Below are 16,211 nucleotides of genomic sequence, written 5' to 3' on the forward strand. Positions count from 1 at the left end.
GAACGACGATGCTCGATATCAAGTGGATCCGTGAGAACCCGCAGGCGCTCGACGCAGCCCTTGCCAAGCGTGGCGCCGAGCCGCAGGCCGCATCCCTCGTAGCGCTGGATGAAAAGCGCCGCGCGGTGATTGCACGCCTGCAGGACATGCAGTCCCGTCGCAATGCCGCCTCCAAGGAAATCGGCGCCGCCATGGCGCAGAAGAACATGGAACTGGCGGAAAAGCTCAAAGCCGAAGTGGCGACGATCAAGGACGCCATGCCTGAAGCCGAGCAGGAAGAGCGCGAAGTCAGCGCTGCCCTTGACGACATGCTATCGCGCATTCCCAACATTCCGCACGATGACGTGCCGGTCGGCGAAGATGAAGGCGGCAACGTCGTTGCCCGCGTTGTCGGCGAAAAGCCGCGCTGGAACCACGTCGCCAGGGAGCATTTCGAAATCGGCGAAGCCCTCGGTTACATGGATTTCGACCGCGCGGCCAAACTTTCGGGTTCGCGCTTCACTGTGCTGACCAGCCAGCTGGCGCGTCTCGAGCGTGCGCTCGGCCAGTTCATGATCGACCTGCATACCGGCGAACACGGCTATACCGAAGTATCGTCGCCGCTGATGGTGCGTGACGAGGCGATGTTTGGCACTGGCCAGCTGCCGAAATTTTCGGAAGACCTGTTCAAGACCACCGATGGCCGTTGGCTTATTCCGACTGCCGAGGTAACGCTGACCAATCTCGTGTCGAACGAAATTCTCGATCAGGAAAAGCTGCCGCTGCGCTTCACCGCGCTGACGCCGTCCTTCCGCTCGGAAGCAGGCTCTGCCGGTCGCGATACGCGCGGCATGCTGCGCCAGCACCAGTTCTGGAAATGCGAACTCGTGTCGATCACCGATCAGGAAAGCTCGCTGGAAGAGCATGAGCGGATGACCGCCTGCGCCGAAGAGGTGCTGAAGCGCCTCGGTCTGCATTTCCGCACCATGACGCTGTGCACCGGCGACATGGGTTTTGGCGCGCGCAAGACCTACGATCTGGAAGTCTGGCTGCCGGGCCAGAACGCCTATCGCGAAATCTCGTCCTGCTCGGTCTGCGGTGATTTCCAGGGCCGTCGCATGAATGCGCGTTATCGCGGCAAGGAAGACAAGGCGACCCGTTTCGTTCACACGCTGAACGGCTCGGGCACGGCTGTCGGTCGCTGCCTGATCGCGGTTCTGGAAAATTACCTGAACGAAGACGGTTCTGTCACAATTCCGGATGCACTTCTGCCCTACATGGGCGGCCTTACAAAAATCGAAAAAGCATAAGGCCTGACAAATGCGCATTCTCCTGACCAATGACGACGGTATCCATGCAGAAGGCCTCGCGGTTCTCGAACGGATTGCTCGCCAGCTTTCCGACGATGTCTGGATCGTCGCGCCGGAAACCGACCAGAGCGGTTTTGCCCATTCGCTGACGCTGTCGGAGCCGCTGCGGCTGCGCAAGATCAGCGACAGGCATTACGCGCTGCGCGGCACGCCGACCGATTGCGTCATCATGGGCATGCGTCAGGTCATGGGGGCTAAACCCGATCTGGTTCTCTCCGGCGTCAATGTCGGTGCCAACCTCGCCGACGATGTTACCTATTCCGGCACGGTTGCGGGTGCCATGGAAGGCACGCTGCAGGGCGTGCGTTCGATCGCGCTCAGCCAGGCGTATGTGAAGCAGGATGGTGCCAAGGTTGTGCCGTGGGAAACCACCGAAGCGCATGCCGTCGGTGTGATCCGTAAACTGCTTGAAGCCGAAGTACCCGCCGGCACGCTGCTCAATGTCAATTTCCCGGCCTGCACGCCGGACGAAGTCACCGGCATCGAGGTGACGGCGCAGGGCAAGACCGATTTCGACCTGTCCGTCGACGAGCGCAAGGATGGCCGCGGTTTCCCGTATTATTGGCTTTATTTCGCGTCCCGCGCCGGTCGTCCGGGCGAGGGCACCGATCTCTATGCCATTCGCGAGAACCGAATTTCGGTGACGCCACTGAAGCTGGACCTGACCGATTATTCGGTGCAGGATCAGTTGACGAAGGTTCTGGGCTAAGGCCCTTTGGTTTTGTAACGGAGTAACTGCTTGAAGCCGGGAATGGTCGAGAAGGAAGGTTTTGCGGCGCTTGTCCTGCGTCTCAGGGCCGAGGGTATTTCCGACCTCGATCTCCTGACGGCCGTCGAGCAGACGCCGCGCTCGCAATTCGTTCCGGCGCAATATTCCGAAGCCGCCTATTCCAGTCGCACCGTTCCGATCGACTGCGGCTCCTTCATGGAGGGAGCGGATCTGGCGGTGCGCATCCTTGCCCGCCTTCAGGTCAAGCCCGGTCAGCGTGTGCTCGAAATCGGCACAGGCAGCGGGTTCATGACGGCCGTCATGGGTCGCATGGCCGAGCGTGTTCTTTCCGTCGAACGTTACAAGACGCTGGTCACCCAGGCGCAAGGGCGTATCGATTCGCTTGGCGTTCGCGGTGTCGTCATCCGTCAGGCCGATGGTGGCAATGGCATGCCGGGCGAGGGCACGTTCGACCGCATTCTGGTAACGGCTGCTTTCCCAACGATGCCAAGGTTTTATGCGGATCAATTGACCCATGGCGGGTCGATGCTCGCACCGCTGATGATGGACGAAGAGACCTGCATGATGGTGCGCCTGACCAAGACCGGCAGCCGTTTCGAACGCGAGGATCTTTTCACTGTTCCCTACCTGCCGCTCGTGCCGCACACTGCCGCCCAGCTTTAATTTCAGAGGGCGGCGCTCCGAGCCTTTGTCGCAATCGCGGCGACATGGTTAGCAATTTGACAAAAAATAAACTGAGTTTTCGCCGGCTTTAACCCGACGGTAAGACTAACGCGCTTTAATGACTATCACTTGGTTGCGTCACGAGTAGGTCAGTCATGCGTTTTCAGAGTTCATACAAAGTCGGAAAATCGAGCTTGCGGTTTGCTGCTTTGGCCTTGCTGGCAAGCGCCGCAACGGGCTGCAGCTCTGACGCGACACGCTTCGATAATTTGTTTTCCAAAACGGACAACATGTCCACGGCATCCATCCCGCAGCGGCAGGGTGGTGGTGCCTATGGTCAGGCTCCGATCCCGCAGGGGGATCTGAACGGCGGCGGCATGTCCGCGCCGATGGCCAACAACAATCAGTATAGCAATGGCGGCGGTTACCAGAACAATGGTGGCTACCAGAACAATGCCGGTTATCAGGGTAACGGCGGTTATCAGAACAATGGCGGTTACGGCGGCGGCATGTCGCCGGCCCGTGCGGCGTCTGCCCCGAGTAGCATCCAGCGTTCCGAACTCGCTGCCCCGACGGGAAGCGCTGAGCCGGCAAATCGCCAGCAGGCCATGGCGCAGCCCATGCCGGGCAACCAGAGCGCAGGCCTTGCGCCGCGTTCGCTCAGCGCGCCGTCTGCCAACAATGTCGTGACCAATACCACGAAATCGACATCCGGCTGGACGACGGCCAATGCACCGAAGGTCACGGTTCGTCCCGGCGAAAGCGCTGCCTCGCTCTCCAAGCGTTATGGCGTTCCGGAGAAGGAAATCCTGAAGGCGAATGGTGGCAGGGTTCAGGCCGGCCAGATCGCTATCATTCCGACCTATGGCACGCCGCGCAACGTCGCGAAGGCCGCAGCCGACGGTACGGATCTTGCCCGCGAAGGCCAGACGCCGCTGCCGCAGCAGCAATCCGAGCAGAAGGTTGCCGTCCTGCCGGGCGCACAGGCCGCTCGTGACAAGGCGCAGGGCGAAGTCGGCAAGCTGACGCCGCCCTCCGGTGGTGGCAAGCCTGTCGGCGGCACCTACACGGTGAAGCCGGGTGACTCGCTTGCCAAGATCTCGCGCGCCACCGGCACGCCGATCGACCAGCTGAAGGCTGCCAACAATCTTTCGACCGAAAACATCCGCATCGGCCAGACGCTGACGCTGCCGGGTGCAGGTTCCGATACGCTCAAGACTGCGTCGATCCCGGCCCAGCCGGCTGCTGCAAAGCCGGCTGCACCGGCCAAGGTCGAAACGGCATCGGTTGCTCCGCAGCAGGCCGCCAAGCCCACCGAGCCGGCGCCGGCCGCCACCGCGAGCGTTTCTGATGTCGAGAAGAAATCGGACGTTGCATCGATCTCGCCTGCGTCCACGGGCATCAGCAAGTATCGCTGGCCGGTCAATGGTGCGGTGGTTGCCGGTTACGGTGCTAACGTCAACGGCAGCCGCAATGACGGTATCGATATCTCCGTTCCGGAAGGCACGCCGATCAAGGCCGCCGAAAACGGCGTGGTCATCTATGCCGGCAACGGCCTGAAGCAGCTCGGCAATACAGTTCTCGTGCGCCATGACGACGGCAAGGTCACCGTTTACGGCCACGCGGGCAGCATCAATGTCAGCCGTGGCCAGAAGGTCCAGCGCGGCCAGACGCTCGCAGCCTCCGGCATGAGCGGCGATGCCAAGCGTCCGCAGGTCCATTTCGAGGTTCGCAAGGATGCGACCCCGGTCAACCCGATCACTTTCCTTGAATAATGTAGTGCGTTTCAAGGTTGTACGAAAAAGCCCGGCAGTGCCGGGCTTTTTTGCGTCTGGTGTTTATTTGGTTGTAAGGGGTTTGCGCAGCCTGCCGGCGAGATCCTGAATGTACTGCCAGGCCACACGACCGGAACGGCCACCGCGCGTCGTTGCCCATTCCAGCGCCTGATGGTGCAGGGTTTCACGATCGAGGCCGAGGTCGAAATGGTCGGCATAACCTTCGATCATGGTCAGGTAGTCTTCCTGGCTGCATTTGTGGAAACCGAGCCAGAGACCAAAGCGATCCGACAATGACACTTTTTCCTCGACCGCTTCCGACGGGTTGATGGCTGTCGACTGCTCGTTTTCCATCATGTGACGCGGCAGCAGATGACGGCGGTTGGATGTGGCGTAGAAAAGCACATTGTCCGGCCGGCCTTCGATGCCACCATCGAGCGCCGCCTTCAGCGACTTGTAGGCGGTGTCGTCATGGTCGAAGGAGAGGTCGTCGCAGAACAGGATGACGCGCTGCTCGGATGCCTTCAGCACGTCCAGCAGCGTCGGCAGCGTGGCGATATCCTCGCGATGCACCTCGATCAGCTTGAGAGCCATGCCCGTTGCCTTGCGCACATCTTCGTGAACGGCCTTGACCAGCGACGACTTTCCCATTCCGCGTGCCCCCCAGAGAAGCACATTGTTTGCCGGATAACCTTCAGCGAAACGCAGCGTGTTTTCATGCAGGATATCGCGCACATGATCGACGCCGCGGATCAGCGTCAGTGCCACGCGATTGGGGCGGGCAACGGGCTGCAGATACTGGTTGGCCGGTACCCAGACGAAACAATCCGCGGCATTCCAGTCGTTTACGGCCGGCGGCGGGCCGGCCAGCCGCTCCACGGCATCGGCGAGACGGCGCAGTTCGGCCAGCAGAAGAGCGGTATTTTCGTCGGTCATATCAGGCTCCCGTGCGGGTTTTTTGTGTATTCGACCGGCGGTAGCATGGCGTTTGATGGCTCGAAAGGGTAGGAGGCTTTGAAACGGTACGCCGAACAAGCCCGCGACCCGGTGTCTCTGTTGCATTCGGGTGGGTGGTTACTATATTTCGGCGGCCTTTACGGCTTTCTACGCGTATCGCGTCAATCTGGGAGTTTTCGATGTTCATTACTGAGGCATTTGCCCAAACCGCTCCTGCTGCCGGCGGCAGCAGCGCATTCGGCTCGGGTCTGGAAATGCTTTTCCTTTTCGCGCCGCTCATGGTGGTCTGGTACTTTTTCCTGATCCGGCCGCAGCGCGCCCAGATGAAGAAGCGTCAGGAAACCCTGTCGGCGATCCGTCGTGGTGACCAGGTCGTTCTCGGCGGCGGCATTTCCGGCAAGGTCAACAAGGTCATCGACGACAACGAAGTCGAAGTCGAAATCGCAGAAAACGTCCGCGTTCGCGTTCAGCGCTCCTATATCGCGGAAGTCCGCGTCAAGGGTGAGCCGGTCAAGACCGAAGCCGCGAAGTAAGACTTTTTAATCCGGCGCGTCGCGACATCCAGCAAGGACATCCTTTCCGATGAAACCTCTACAGATCCGCGACGCACATTTTCCGGGCCGGGCCGAAATCGATGTTTATGGCAATGGCGGTTTCCGCTTCGCCGACATGTCGCATCGCGGCTCGATCCTCTGCCTTCCATCCGGCATCTACGGCTGGGATTTTGCGGAAGGCGACCCGCTTGACGCGAGCGCCTTCGAAAAGGTGCTGGCGGATGCCGGCGAGATCGAATTCCTGATCCTCGGCACCGGCAATGATCTGCGACCCATTCCGAAAGCGCTGAAGGCGGTGTTCAACGAACACGGCATTGCCTCGGACCCGATGAACACCGGCGCTGCGGTTCGCACCTACAATATCATGCTGATGGAATCGCGACCGGTGGCAGCGGCCCTGATCGCGGTCGACTGAAGCGCCATAAGGGACAAGGCTCCGTGAGCGCATCGGCCGACGCCAATTCAGACATCTGCCTCTCCACGCTTCGCGAAACCGACCGCGATCGGTATCTCGCCTGCCTGCTGTCTCCGGAAGACAAGCGTGGTGCGTTGGCAGCCCTTTATGCGTTCAATGCCGAAATAGCAAAGATCCGCGACGTGATCCGTCAGCCGCTGGCCGGCGAGATTCGTCTGCAATGGTGGCGCGGCCAGTTCGAAGAGGGGCCGAACGAAGAGGCGGAGGCAAACCCGGTCTCGGCTGCGCTGTTCGCTGCGGTCGAAAAATACCGCCTGCCGCGCCAGACGTTTGTCGACATGCTGGATGCCCGCATCTTCGATCTCTATGACGACCCGTTTCCGGATCGCAATGCGCTGGAAGGGTATGCCGGTGAAACGGCTTCGGCGCTGATCCAGCTTGCCGGGCTTGTTCTGTCGCCTGCCGATGCGGCAGCCTCGGCAACAGCCGCCGGCCATGCCGGTGTGGCCCATGCCATATCGGGCGCTTTGCTTCTGATGCCGGGCCATTCGGCGCGTGGCCAGCTTTATATTCCGCTCGATATTCTGTCCGCCGTCGGGCTCGACCGCGAAAAATTTCTGGCCGGCGATGACAAGGTGCGCATTTCCGCCGCCATCGAGGCTTTCGCGGGCCTCGGCCTCGATCATCTGAAAAAGGCGCGGGCAGGCGGCAAGATACCGGCTGCTGTCATGCCTGCCTTCCTGCCGGCAACGGCGGCGGATGCCGTTTTGAAGAAGGCGCAGAAGCTCGGTGCAGATGTCCTGCAGCAATCCATTCTGCCGCTGCAATGGCGCCGGCAGTTGCGCATGGTAACGGCACTGATGCGCCGAAGCATCTAGACGGCCTGTTCCTCAGAGACTTTTGTCGGCCGGCAACATTTCTGTTAAACTTCCCGGATTGTCTTCGCAGGGCCAAGCTCGCGCAAGCCTGATGCGCTAGTGCCGAGATGCCCGCGACGGTGCGGGTTTTTCTCGGGAGGAAAGATGAGCCTCGTCAGTTGGTTGATCATCGGCGTCATCGTTATTGCGCTGGCCTATTATGTCACGCGCATGGCCAAGGATCGCGAAGATGGCGAACGCCATGATCCGGGGCTGGCGATCCTCGAATTCGGTCGGGCGTTTCCGAACGAAGCAATCCGCGCACTGCATGAGACGGTCGATGGCAATGCGGTGTTCATTCGCCTGCATGACGGCAAGGCCGGCGTGATGCGCAATTACGGCCGCCACTATTCCTGCCATGTCATCCAGCCCGGACGGGCACGGGCGACGAGTACGGCGGATGGCAAGGGTTTCGTCATCGAGTTTCTCGATGCGCCCACGCAGAATGGCGAGTTCAGCTTTCCGAGCCAGGAAATTGCCGCCGAAGTGGGCCTGTGGCTGCTCGGCAATTATGTCAGCGCCAAAGACAAGGCCGCTGCGGAAGATGCCAAGGCCGGCGAGCAGCCCACGGCCTGATGTCGTTTTACTGATCGATATGCATGGAAAAGCCCGCGTCAGCGGGCTTTTCTGTTCGTGATCGATTTATTCCGCGGCCTGGTTTTTAACCGAGCCATTCCTTGCAGTCTTTCAGCGCACGGGCGGAAATCAGCTGGCGTTTCATGATCGTCTTGTCCTTGCCGCGAAAACGCTTGACGCCTTCCGGCTTGACGATCGAGCCCGGCTCCAGTTCCGGGAAAAGCCCGAAATTGATGTTCATCGGCTGGAACGAGCGTTTGCCCGGCTCATCGTCCGACATGATGTGGCCGCCGGTGATGTGGTTGAGCAGTGAGCCGAGTGCGGTTGTTGCCGGTGGCAGCGATGGTTCCTGACCCTTGCGTTCGGCGGCGGCAAAGCGGCCGGCCAGCAGGCCGACGGCAGCACTTTCGACGTAACCTTCGCAGCCGGTGATCTGGCCGGCGAAACGCAGGCCCTTGCGGCTTTTCAGCGTCAGCGAATTGTCGAGCAGGATGGGCGACTGGATATAGGTGTTGCGGTGCAGGCCGCCGAGACGGGCAAATTCCGCGTTTTCGAGGCCCGGGATGAGGCGAATGATTTCCGCCTGCGCGCCGTATTTCAGCTTCGTCTGGAAACCGACCATGTTGTAGAGCGTGCCGAGTGCATTGTCCTGTCGCAACTGCACGACGGCATAAGCTTTTACTGTCGGGTTATGCGCATTGGTGAGGCCCATCGGCTTCATCGGGCCGTGGCGCAGCGTTTCGCGGCCACGTTCGGCCATGACTTCGATCGGCAGGCAGCCGTCGAAATAGGGCGTGCCTTCCCATTCCTTGAAACCGACCGTATCGCCGGCGATCAGCGCGTCGATAAAGGCGTCATACTGGTCCTTGTCGAGCGGGCAGTTGATATAGTCCTTGCCGGTGCCACCGGGGCCGACCTTGTCGTAACGCGACTGGTACCAGCAGACATCCATGTTGATCGAATCGCGATGGATGATCGGCGCGATGGCGTCGAAAAAGGCGAGCGCATCCTTGCCCGTTTCGCTCTGGATGGCGCCGGCGAGATCCGGTGATGTCAAAGGGCCGGTGGCGATGACGGCGAGATCCCAGTCTTCCGGCGGCAAGCCGGTGACTTCTTCGCGGACCACCGTGATCAGCGGGTGTTCGTGAATGGCGGCAGTGACGGCATCGGAAAAACCGTCGCGGTCGACGGCGAGCGCACCGCCGGCCGGGACCTGGTTCTTGTCGGCGCAGGCCATGATCAGCGAACCGGCGAGGCGCATTTCCGCATGGATGACACCGACGGCATTGGCGGTCGCATCGTCGGAGCGGAAGGAGTTGGAGCAGACCAACTCGGCAAGGCCGTCGGTCTTGTGGGCATCGGTGCCGCGTGTGCCGCGCATCTCGTGCAGGATGACTGGAACGCCGGCCTGAGCGATCTGCCAGGCGGCTTCGGAACCGGCAAGGCCGCCGCCGATAACGTGAATGGGGGAAGGGAGCGTGTTTGTCATGGCGCGCTCATTATCATGGGCGCATTCACCATCCAACTGGAAAGCACGGTCCGGTTTCGCTACGGCGTGGAACGTGTCCGGGAACAGGGCGGATTTGTCCCTTGGCGATCTTCGATTTTCAAAAAACACCCGCGTTTTGCGGGTCATGCGGTCGGGGCACTGAAAGCTGCCTCGTACTTTAGTTTTTATGTGACACCTCTCAGTGCCCCGTTCGACGGTTTTTGCCCGCGACTTCGGTTCCTCTGCGAAAGCCATCCCGGTTGTTGCCAACCGACTGGCGATCATGTGTGCCGCACAGGCACGCCCGGCGCGCTTCTTTCGGGCTTCAGAGGCATTGCGAGGTTTGACACCCGCAACACCTCCCCCGTGTCGCCGGAGGAGAACCAGTTTCCGCGAACCCTGTTGCTGGAGACTTACGTCGTTTCTCCAACACCAGCGCCGGCTCCAACTCGCCGGGACGCCTCCCGGTGTATCCACGATGGAACGGGAGAATTGTAGGCACGGGTTTTGGGAGGGTGGACGAAGTAGGGTGTAACTATTTTACAAGTGATTGATTTGGCTTGTCTATATTTTCAGAGGCGTCGCAAACGGACTGTAAGAATGGTCTGTTTGCGACAAAGCATCTGCGCCAGCAAGGGCGGAGCACGCCTCGGAGGCTGATTGCCTCACGGTTGCCAAGCGATGTTGGCTGTCTGGCGAGATTTTTTCGGTGAGTTTTGGCGAATACGAAGCAAATGGCGGATCGGGCGCAGGCTTCGGTCCAAACATGCGAACGGCGCCACGTGGGCGCCGTCGAGGGGATGTCGATCATTCGAAATCCCATGAACGCGGCCTCATGCCGCGAGGACAAACTTAACGGTAGGAACGGGCAGCAACGTTACGGATGTCGTAGCGCGTCAGGCCGATATCGGTAAGGGCCTGGTTCGACAGGTTGCCGAGCTCGTTCATGGTGCGGCGGTAGCTGATCCAGTTCTTGGCGATGCGGATCGGGTTCATGGTCTTCCTCAAGAGTTTAAGTGCCGTATGCCTCGTGCATCGGCGGATGAGGACCTTATACATGCAGACAACAAGAGCATGGAGTGCAAAAAATCGGCGACTGCCATGCAAATGTGCATGATGTTGAACAAAAAACGCGCTTTGATGCTTTGTCGAGCAGCGCCGGGCGAAATTGTGGCAAGAACAAAGCACAAAAAAAGCGCCCGGCGAGGGGCGCTCTTTTGGTTCCGTCAAAACCCTTGCGGGCTTGAGGAAATCAGTTGCCGACGGCGGTGCGGGCAACGCGACGAATGTCGTTGCGGCCGATGCCGAGGTCGTGCAGTTCGCGGTCCGACATGCGGCCGAGTTCGGTAACGGTCTGACGATACTTGCGCCAGTTGGTGAGCGAGCGAGCGATGTTCATGGCCTATTCCTTTTTTGTGCCTGACCGGTACCTGTCTTGACCGGTGTCAATTCCATGAGCCGGAATATAAATCGATTTAGGCGGGAGAAAAGCGCGTTTCCCGCAGCGCACCCATGCGTTTTGTGCAGGCCTGGTTAAGTGGCATTAGGGAAATGTGCAAAATAGAGGCAGTTGCATCACCAAATGGCGGCGAATGCGGCAATCCAGTCGATTTTGCGGAATGAGAAACGCCCGCCAAGGAGACGGTCCGGTGGGCGTCGGAGGAAACGGCTGGCGATCGGGAAGAGGAGGGTCGCGAGGTCTATCGAGATTACGCTTGGGGGGGAGGATATGCGTGACCTCGAATTTCCGTTCGCGAGTTGTGCTCGAAGGTGATCAAGCACCGCCGCTTCGGCTGTTGCAAGAGACACATGTTGCTTGCACGGCCTGGATGTCTATCGCTACCTGTGGATGTGGAGCGTAAGCCAGCCAACAAGACATGCCGTTTGCGCATGGCTTCGGGTTCACGTCGGAGAAGGCTAGGCGGTCGGCGCCGTCCTGAATGCTTAAGCCACGATTGATGGCGGCATTGCATTCCCCCAAATGCCGGGGTGCATAGATCGCTGGCGCTCGTTAGTATCGCGTCTGTCAGCAATCATCTTTGAGGGGTTTTCTATGCAGTCTTTCAGGTTGAACAAGAAAAATGCGGCCGGTAGACCGATGCCGATTTCGGTTAATGCAGGCCTGGTCGTTTCCGCCGAACCAATCACCGCAGGCGGTACGTCTCTCGTCGTGCAGGGCGTTGCTCAACCAATACAGGTCGATGAGGCCTTCGAAGCTGTCGTCATCAGTTGGAACGCTGCGCTCAATGCCTGAGGATCTCCGTCACCGAGGCGCGAAAGCGGACGAACATCGGCTGCGTCGGCAATACGATTAGCTTGAGTTTGTGCTCGGTCGGTTGGTCAATTGTATTACAGGCAGTGAACCCGCGCTGTTCAGCCGTGCAAAACCTGTCATTTTTCCTTTGCGTGCTGAAAAACGGGTGATATAGAGACGCGCGCTCCGGAAGGCCTCTGATTTGAGGATTTTCGTCGCGGTTCGGTGCGCGGGTATGGTGAAATTGGTAGACACGCCAGATTTAGGTTCTGGTGCCGCAAGGCGTGGGAGTTCAAGTCTCTCTACCCGCACCAGAGCCGCGGAGTTGGCAGTCGGAGCCTTTTACAGGCCGTAGAACTGCTGTTGCTCCCCGGTTGCGTCCGAGATTGTATCTGAAGCCACGGCCGGCTGTGTTTCCGGGACCGTGCGATCGAAACCACGGCCGTGTGCACACAGCCGTTTGATATGAAGGTTAGACAATGCAGGTTACCGAAACCCTCTCCGAGGGCCTGAAGCGCGAACTCAAGGTCGTCATTCCGGCCAAGGACATGGAAGCGCAGATGAACGTGCGCCTCGCCGACGCCAAGGATAAGGTCCGCATCAACGGCTTCCGTCCGGGCAAGGTGCCGCTTGCGCACCTGAAAAAGACCTATGGCAAGTCGATCATGGCCGAACTCGTCAACGAGATCGTTCGCGAGCGCCCGACGCAGATCCTGTCGGATCGTGGCGAAAAGTCCGCGACCCAGCCGTCGATCTCGATGACCGAAGACGAAGCCGAAGCCGACAAGATCCTGTCCGCACAGGCCGATTTCGAATTCAACATCGCTTACGAAGTCATTCCGCCGATCGAACTGAAGCCCACCAGCGGCATCAAGGTCACGCGCGAAGTCGTCGAAGTTTCGGAAGACGAAGTCAACGAGCAGATCCTCAAGATCGCCGAAAGCGCCCGTTCCTACGAAACCAAGAAGGGCAAGGCGGCTGAAGGCGACCGCGTTACCATGAACTACCTCGGCAAGGTCGACGGCGAAGCCTTTGATGGCGGCGCTGCCGAAGATGCCGAACTGGTCATCGGTTCCAACCGTTTCATCCCGGGCTTCGAAGACCAGCTGGTCGGCGTCAAGGCTGGCGATGAAAAGGTCATCACGGTCACCTTCCCGACCGAATACCCGGCTGCCAACCTCGCCGGCAAGGAAGCCACCTTCGACATCACCGTCAAGGACGTCGCTGCCGCTGCTGAACTCGAAATCAACGACGATCTCGCTTCCAAGCTCGGTCTCGAATCGGCTGACAAGCTGAAGGAAATCGTTCGCAGCCAGATCGAAGGCCAGTACGGCAGCGTGACCCGTCAGAAGGTCAAGCGTCAGATCCTCGACCAGCTCGACGAACTCTACAAGTTCGACAGCCCGCAGGGCCTCGTCGACGCCGAGTTCGAAAACATCTGGCGCCAGATCAACACCGACCTCGCTCAGTCCGGCAAGACCTTTGCCGACGAAGACACGACCGAGGAAGAAGCCCGCGCCGAATACACCAAGCTGGCTGAACGCCGCGTTCGTCTCGGCCTCGTTCTCTCCGAAATCGGCGAAAAGGCCGGCGTCGAAGTGACCGAAGAAGAAATGCAGCGCGCGCTTTACGCACAGCTGCAGCAGTTCCCGGGCCAGCAGAAGGAAATCCTCGATTTCTTCCGCAACACGCCGGGTGCTTCCGCTTCGCTGCGCGCACCGATCTTCGAAGAGAAGGTCATCGACAAGCTGCTTTCCGAAGTTGACGTCACCGACAAGACCGTCAGCAAGGAAGAGCTGATGGCCGACGACGAGGAAGAAGGCGCTGAAAAGCCGGCCAAGAAGGCTGCTTCGAAGAAGAAGGCTGCTGCCAAGGCTGACGACGCTTCTGAGGGCGAAGAAGCCGCTCCGAAGAAGAAGGCTGCTCCGAAGAAGAAGGCCGCTGAAGACAGCGCCGAATAATCCTCTTCGGATTGGAATAACGAAGGCCGGGTTGGAAACAGCCCGGCCTTTTTTGTGTTTTGTGGGTGGGTTGCATTGCTCCGTCGCAGTTGCATTAATGCTGATGCATTTCGTGCTGGGGGGCGTTTCGATGGATCTCATTCACAATGAACGTACGAAATATCTCGCGGCCTCTTTCGATCGGTTGTCCACCGCTTGTTTGGCCGTGGGTGTCGTTACTCAACTTCCCGCGCTGATGGCCATGAATGTGGGGTGGTCCGTTATCATTGATATCGCCAGTTGGTTTGTCGGCGCTCTTGCATTACATTTGGCAGGCCGGATTGTTCTTGGAGGATTGAGGTCATGACGTCCGCATACATATTTTTCTGGTACATCCTGCCTCTGATCGTCGGCGCGCTGGGCCTCGCGATCGCCTTCTATTCCCGTTACGTGGAAAAAAAGACGCGCCCGAACCGTCATCCCGGTGAGTAAAGCGCTTTCTCGCGGAAACCCCGCGACACAAGCCTCCGCGCATGACATAAGGCAGCCGATTTCCAATTTCCGAACCGGCAGCCATGATCCGCATCGAAAACATCAGCAAGTCGAACAGCCACCGTATTCTCTTCATTGAGGCGACCGCCGCCCTCAACAGGGGCGAGAAGATCGGTCTCGTTGGGCCGAATGGCGCCGGCAAGACGACGCTCTTCCGCATGATCACCGGCAGCGAGCAGCCCGATGAGGGGCAAGTGTCGGTCGATAAGGGTGTGACCATCGGTTATTTCAACCAGGATGTCGGCGAAATGTCCGGCCGCAGCGCTGTTGCGGAAGTGATGGAAGGTGCCGGGCCGGTCAGCATCGTCGCGGCCGAGCTGCGCGAGCTGGAAGCGGCCATGGTGGATCCTGATCGCATGGATGAGATGGATGCCATCATCGAGCGGTATGGCGATGTGCAGGCGCGTTACGAGGAACTGGACGGTTATGGTCTGGAAGGCCGCGCCCGCGAAGTGCTGGATGGCCTAAGCTTTAGCCAGGAAATGATGGACGGCGATGTCGGCAAGCTTTCGGGTGGCTGGAAGATGCGTGTGGCTCTGGCCCGCATTCTGCTCATGCGGCCGGATGTGATGCTGCTCGACGAACCGAGCAACCATCTGGATATCGAAAGCCTGATCTGGCTCGAAGCCTTCCTCAAGGGCTATGACGGCGCATTGCTGATGACCTCGCATGACCGCGAGTTCATGAACCGTATTGTCGGCAAGATCATCGAGATCGATGCCGGTTCGCTCAATTCCTATTCCGGCGATTACGGGTTTTACGAACAGCAGCGTGCGCTGAACGAAAAACACCAGCAGTCGCAGTTCGAACGCCAGCAGGCCATGCTGGCCAAGGAAATCAAATTCATCGAGCGTTTTAAGGCGCGCGCCAGCCATGCCTCGCAGGTGCAGAGCCGTGTGAAGAAACTCGACAAGATCGAACGTGTCGAACCGCCGAAACGTCGCCAGACGGTGGCTTTCGAGTTCCAGCCGGCGCCGCGTTCGGGGGAAGACGTGGTCAACCTCAAGGGCGTGCACAAGGCCTATGGCAGTCGCACGATCTATGAAGGCCTCGATTTCATGATCCGCCGCAAGGAGCGCTGGTGCATCATGGGCATCAACGGTGCCGGAAAATCGACGCTGCTGAAGCTGATCGCCGGCACGACGGAGGCCGATCAAGGGTCGGTGTCACTCGGCGCCAGCGTCAAGATGGGCTATTTCGCGCAGCATGCCATGGATGTTCTGGATGGCGAGCAGACCGTGTTCGAATGGCTGGAAAGCGAGTTTCCACGCGCAGGGCAGGGTTCGCTTCGGGCGCTGGCCGGCTGCTTCGGTTTTTCCGGTGACGATATCGAGAAAAAGTGCCGTGTTCTCTCCGGCGGTGAAAAGGCGCGTCTGGTGATGGCGGCCATGCTGTTCGATCCGCCTAATTTCCTCGTTCTCGACGAACCGACCAACCACCTCGATCTCGACACCAAGGAAATGCTGATCAAGGCGCTGTCGGAATATGAGGGCACGATGCTGTTCGTCAGCCACGACCGTCATTTCCTGTCGGAACTGTCCAACCGTGTTCTGGAACTGACGCCGGATGGCATCCACCAGTATGGCGGCGGTTATACCGAATATGTCGAGCGCACCGGTTACGAGGCCCCCGGCCTGCACGTCTGAGGCAGGTTTGAGCCTTCAGGCCCAGTCGGGTTTGCCGTCCTCGAAGGAATGATGGTCCGGGATCAGTTCCGGGCTGTCGATCTGGTCGAATGTTCCGACCAGAAGCGCGATTGTCGGTGCGTCGTCGATGGCGCCGAGTGAACTACCGCATGTCGGGCAGAAGGCGCGGCTGGAGATTTCCGAAGAACGATAGGTTGCCGGCGCACCGCCCGGTCCGACCCAGCGCACGTTGTCGCGCGAGAATTCGACCCATGCCGCTGTCAAAGCGCCGGTATGTCTCTGGCAGAACTTGCAGGAGCAGTTGTGCGGGTTATCGGCGGGGCCGGTTGCTTCGAACCTGATGTCGCCGCACAGGCAGCCGCCGGTATGGATGATCGCGGTCATTGTCTATCCG

19 protein-coding genes and 1 tRNA gene are annotated in these 16,211 nt (G+C 59.6%); 14 read left to right on the forward strand and 6 right to left on the reverse strand.

The window, feature by feature from the left end:
- Positions 1 to 8: 8 nt before the first annotated feature.
- Genes serS through J2T09_RS13335 form a run of 3 tightly spaced genes read left to right on the forward strand, consistent with a single transcriptional unit; the run spans position 9 to position 2,742 of the window.
- On the forward strand, positions 9 to 1,289 hold the full coding sequence (serS, locus tag J2T09_RS13325; protein WP_306835429.1) for a serine--tRNA ligase: 1,281 nt from the start codon (positions 9 to 11) through the stop codon (positions 1,287 to 1,289).
- Between the two features lie 10 nt (positions 1,290 to 1,299).
- On the forward strand, positions 1,300 to 2,058 hold the full coding sequence (gene surE / locus J2T09_RS13330; protein WP_306835430.1) for a 5'/3'-nucleotidase SurE: 759 nt from the start codon (positions 1,300 to 1,302) through the stop codon (positions 2,056 to 2,058).
- Between the two features lie 42 nt (positions 2,059 to 2,100).
- Complete coding sequence (locus tag J2T09_RS13335) at positions 2,101 to 2,742, forward strand: protein-L-isoaspartate(D-aspartate) O-methyltransferase (protein WP_306835637.1); 642 nt, start codon at positions 2,101 to 2,103, stop codon at positions 2,740 to 2,742.
- 163 nt (positions 2,743 to 2,905) lie between these two features.
- Here J2T09_RS13335 and J2T09_RS13340 read toward each other — a convergent pair whose 3' ends face one another.
- Positions 2,906 to 3,040, reverse strand: coding sequence for a hypothetical protein (locus J2T09_RS13340; protein WP_306835431.1), 135 nt, complete (start codon positions 3,038 to 3,040; stop codon positions 2,906 to 2,908).
- Here J2T09_RS13340 and J2T09_RS13345 point away from each other — a divergent pair.
- Positions 3,033 to 4,517, forward strand: coding sequence for a peptidoglycan DD-metalloendopeptidase family protein (locus J2T09_RS13345; protein WP_306835432.1), 1,485 nt, complete (start codon positions 3,033 to 3,035; stop codon positions 4,515 to 4,517). The two genes, J2T09_RS13340 and J2T09_RS13345, sit on opposite strands and share 8 nt — an antisense overlap.
- A 63-nt stretch (positions 4,518 to 4,580) precedes the next feature.
- Here the strand turns inward: J2T09_RS13345 and J2T09_RS13350 are convergent, their stop codons facing one another.
- On the reverse strand, positions 4,581 to 5,453 hold the full coding sequence (locus J2T09_RS13350) for an ATP-binding protein (RefSeq protein WP_306835433.1): 873 nt from the start codon (positions 5,451 to 5,453) through the stop codon (positions 4,581 to 4,583).
- Positions 5,454 to 5,653: 200 nt separating this feature from the next.
- Here J2T09_RS13350 and yajC point away from each other — a divergent pair, with 200 nt between their 5' ends.
- From yajC to J2T09_RS13370, 4 genes are all read left to right on the forward strand, one after another.
- Complete coding sequence (gene yajC, locus J2T09_RS13355) at positions 5,654 to 6,007, forward strand: preprotein translocase subunit YajC (RefSeq protein WP_306835434.1); 354 nt, start codon at positions 5,654 to 5,656, stop codon at positions 6,005 to 6,007.
- A gap of 49 nt (positions 6,008 to 6,056) precedes the next feature.
- On the forward strand, positions 6,057 to 6,443 hold the full coding sequence (locus J2T09_RS13360; RefSeq protein ID WP_306835435.1) for an Mth938-like domain-containing protein: 387 nt from the start codon (positions 6,057 to 6,059) through the stop codon (positions 6,441 to 6,443).
- A 23-nt stretch (positions 6,444 to 6,466) separates the two neighbouring features.
- On the forward strand, positions 6,467 to 7,321 hold the full coding sequence (locus tag J2T09_RS13365; protein ID WP_306835436.1) for a phytoene/squalene synthase family protein: 855 nt from the start codon (positions 6,467 to 6,469) through the stop codon (positions 7,319 to 7,321).
- 144 nt (positions 7,322 to 7,465) lie between these two features.
- Positions 7,466 to 7,936 carry a hypothetical protein gene (locus tag J2T09_RS13370; RefSeq protein WP_306835437.1) on the forward strand — a complete coding sequence of 157 codons (471 nt, stop codon included), beginning with the start codon at positions 7,466 to 7,468 and terminating at the stop codon, positions 7,934 to 7,936.
- An 85-nt stretch (positions 7,937 to 8,021) separates the two neighbouring features.
- On the opposite strand, the gene trmFO is transcribed toward J2T09_RS13370, so the two are convergent.
- The 3 genes from trmFO to J2T09_RS13385 all read right to left on the reverse strand — a co-directional run bounded on the left by trmFO (position 8,022) and on the right by J2T09_RS13385 (position 10,824).
- Positions 8,022 to 9,425 carry a methylenetetrahydrofolate--tRNA-(uracil(54)-C(5))-methyltransferase (FADH(2)-oxidizing) TrmFO gene (gene trmFO / locus J2T09_RS13375; protein ID WP_306835438.1) on the reverse strand — a complete coding sequence of 468 codons (1,404 nt, stop codon included), beginning with the start codon at positions 9,423 to 9,425 and terminating at the stop codon, positions 8,022 to 8,024.
- Positions 9,426 to 10,277: 852 nt separating this feature from the next.
- A complete protein-coding gene (locus J2T09_RS13380) occupies positions 10,278 to 10,421 on the reverse strand; it encodes a DUF1127 domain-containing protein (RefSeq protein ID WP_132273419.1) in 144 nt (47 codons plus the stop codon).
- Between the two features lie 256 nt (positions 10,422 to 10,677).
- Positions 10,678 to 10,824 carry a DUF1127 domain-containing protein gene (locus J2T09_RS13385; protein WP_153359088.1) on the reverse strand — a complete coding sequence of 49 codons (147 nt, stop codon included), beginning with the start codon at positions 10,822 to 10,824 and terminating at the stop codon, positions 10,678 to 10,680.
- A 699-nt stretch (positions 10,825 to 11,523) separates the two neighbouring features.
- On the opposite strand from J2T09_RS13385, the gene J2T09_RS13390 reads away from it, so the two are divergent.
- The 6 genes from J2T09_RS13390 to J2T09_RS13415 all read left to right on the forward strand — a co-directional run bounded on the left by J2T09_RS13390 (position 11,524) and on the right by J2T09_RS13415 (position 15,817).
- Complete coding sequence (locus J2T09_RS13390) at positions 11,524 to 11,679, forward strand: hypothetical protein (protein WP_306835439.1); 156 nt, start codon at positions 11,524 to 11,526, stop codon at positions 11,677 to 11,679.
- 229 nt (positions 11,680 to 11,908) lie between these two features.
- A tRNA-Leu gene (locus J2T09_RS13395) sits at positions 11,909 to 11,993 on the forward strand.
- Between the two features lie 165 nt (positions 11,994 to 12,158).
- Positions 12,159 to 13,640: a trigger factor gene (gene tig / locus J2T09_RS13400; protein WP_306835440.1), complete on the forward strand. Its 1,482-nt coding sequence runs from the start codon at positions 12,159 to 12,161 to the stop codon at positions 13,638 to 13,640.
- A gap of 97 nt (positions 13,641 to 13,737) precedes the next feature.
- Positions 13,738 to 13,986, forward strand: coding sequence for a hypothetical protein (locus tag J2T09_RS13405; protein ID WP_306835441.1), 249 nt, complete (start codon positions 13,738 to 13,740; stop codon positions 13,984 to 13,986).
- Positions 13,983 to 14,111 (forward strand): hypothetical protein, encoded by a 129-nt coding sequence (locus J2T09_RS13410; protein ID WP_306835442.1) that lies wholly within the window; start codon positions 13,983 to 13,985, stop codon positions 14,109 to 14,111. The genes J2T09_RS13405 and J2T09_RS13410 overlap by 4 nt, the downstream gene beginning before the upstream one ends.
- A gap of 83 nt (positions 14,112 to 14,194) precedes the next feature.
- Positions 14,195 to 15,817, forward strand: a complete 1,623-nt coding sequence (locus tag J2T09_RS13415) for an ABC-F family ATP-binding cassette domain-containing protein (protein ID WP_306835443.1) — start codon at positions 14,195 to 14,197, stop codon at positions 15,815 to 15,817.
- Positions 15,818 to 15,832: 15 nt separating this feature from the next.
- Here the strand turns inward: J2T09_RS13415 and J2T09_RS13420 are convergent, their stop codons facing one another.
- A complete protein-coding gene (locus J2T09_RS13420; protein ID WP_306835444.1) occupies positions 15,833 to 16,201 on the reverse strand; it encodes a GFA family protein in 369 nt (122 codons plus the stop codon).
- Positions 16,202 to 16,211 lie beyond the last annotated feature (10 nt).

This window comes from Neorhizobium huautlense, from assembly GCF_030811685.1.
In the GTDB taxonomy this organism is placed as follows: domain Bacteria; phylum Pseudomonadota; class Alphaproteobacteria; order Rhizobiales; family Rhizobiaceae; genus Neorhizobium; species Neorhizobium huautlense_A.

Bases quoted from the DNA above. Each gene is read 5' to 3' on its own strand.
- J2T09_RS13360 (WP_306835435.1), top strand. From the start codon at position 6,057: ATGAAACCTCTACAGATCCGCGACGCACATTTTCCGGGCCGGGCCGAA.
- J2T09_RS13370 (WP_306835437.1), top strand. From the start codon at position 7,466: ATGAGCCTCGTCAGTTGGTTGATCATCGGCGTCATCGTTATTGCGCTG.
- trmFO (WP_306835438.1), bottom strand. From the start codon at position 9,425: ATGACAAACACGCTCCCTTCCCCCATTCACGTTATCGGCGGCGGCCTT.
- J2T09_RS13420 (WP_306835444.1), bottom strand. From the start codon at position 16,201: ATGACCGCGATCATCCATACCGGCGGCTGCCTGTGCGGCGACATCAGG.
- J2T09_RS13335 (WP_306835637.1), top strand. From the start codon at position 2,101: ATGGTCGAGAAGGAAGGTTTTGCGGCGCTTGTCCTGCGTCTCAGGGCC.
- J2T09_RS13405 (WP_306835441.1), top strand. From the start codon at position 13,738: ATGCTGATGCATTTCGTGCTGGGGGGCGTTTCGATGGATCTCATTCAC.
- serS (WP_306835429.1), top strand. From the start codon at position 9: ATGCTCGATATCAAGTGGATCCGTGAGAACCCGCAGGCGCTCGACGCA.
- J2T09_RS13350 (WP_306835433.1), bottom strand. From the start codon at position 5,453: ATGACCGACGAAAATACCGCTCTTCTGCTGGCCGAACTGCGCCGTCTC.
- J2T09_RS13345 (WP_306835432.1), top strand. From the start codon at position 3,033: ATGTCCACGGCATCCATCCCGCAGCGGCAGGGTGGTGGTGCCTATGGT.
- yajC (WP_306835434.1), top strand. From the start codon at position 5,654: ATGTTCATTACTGAGGCATTTGCCCAAACCGCTCCTGCTGCCGGCGGC.
- surE (WP_306835430.1), top strand. From the start codon at position 1,300: ATGCGCATTCTCCTGACCAATGACGACGGTATCCATGCAGAAGGCCTC.
- J2T09_RS13410 (WP_306835442.1), top strand. From the start codon at position 13,983: ATGACGTCCGCATACATATTTTTCTGGTACATCCTGCCTCTGATCGTC.
- J2T09_RS13385 (WP_153359088.1), bottom strand. From the start codon at position 10,824: ATGAACATCGCTCGCTCGCTCACCAACTGGCGCAAGTATCGTCAGACC.
- J2T09_RS13415 (WP_306835443.1), top strand. From the start codon at position 14,195: ATGATCCGCATCGAAAACATCAGCAAGTCGAACAGCCACCGTATTCTC.
- J2T09_RS13390 (WP_306835439.1), top strand. From the start codon at position 11,524: ATGCCGATTTCGGTTAATGCAGGCCTGGTCGTTTCCGCCGAACCAATC.
- J2T09_RS13380 (WP_132273419.1), bottom strand. From the start codon at position 10,421: ATGAACCCGATCCGCATCGCCAAGAACTGGATCAGCTACCGCCGCACC.
- tig (WP_306835440.1), top strand. From the start codon at position 12,159: ATGCAGGTTACCGAAACCCTCTCCGAGGGCCTGAAGCGCGAACTCAAG.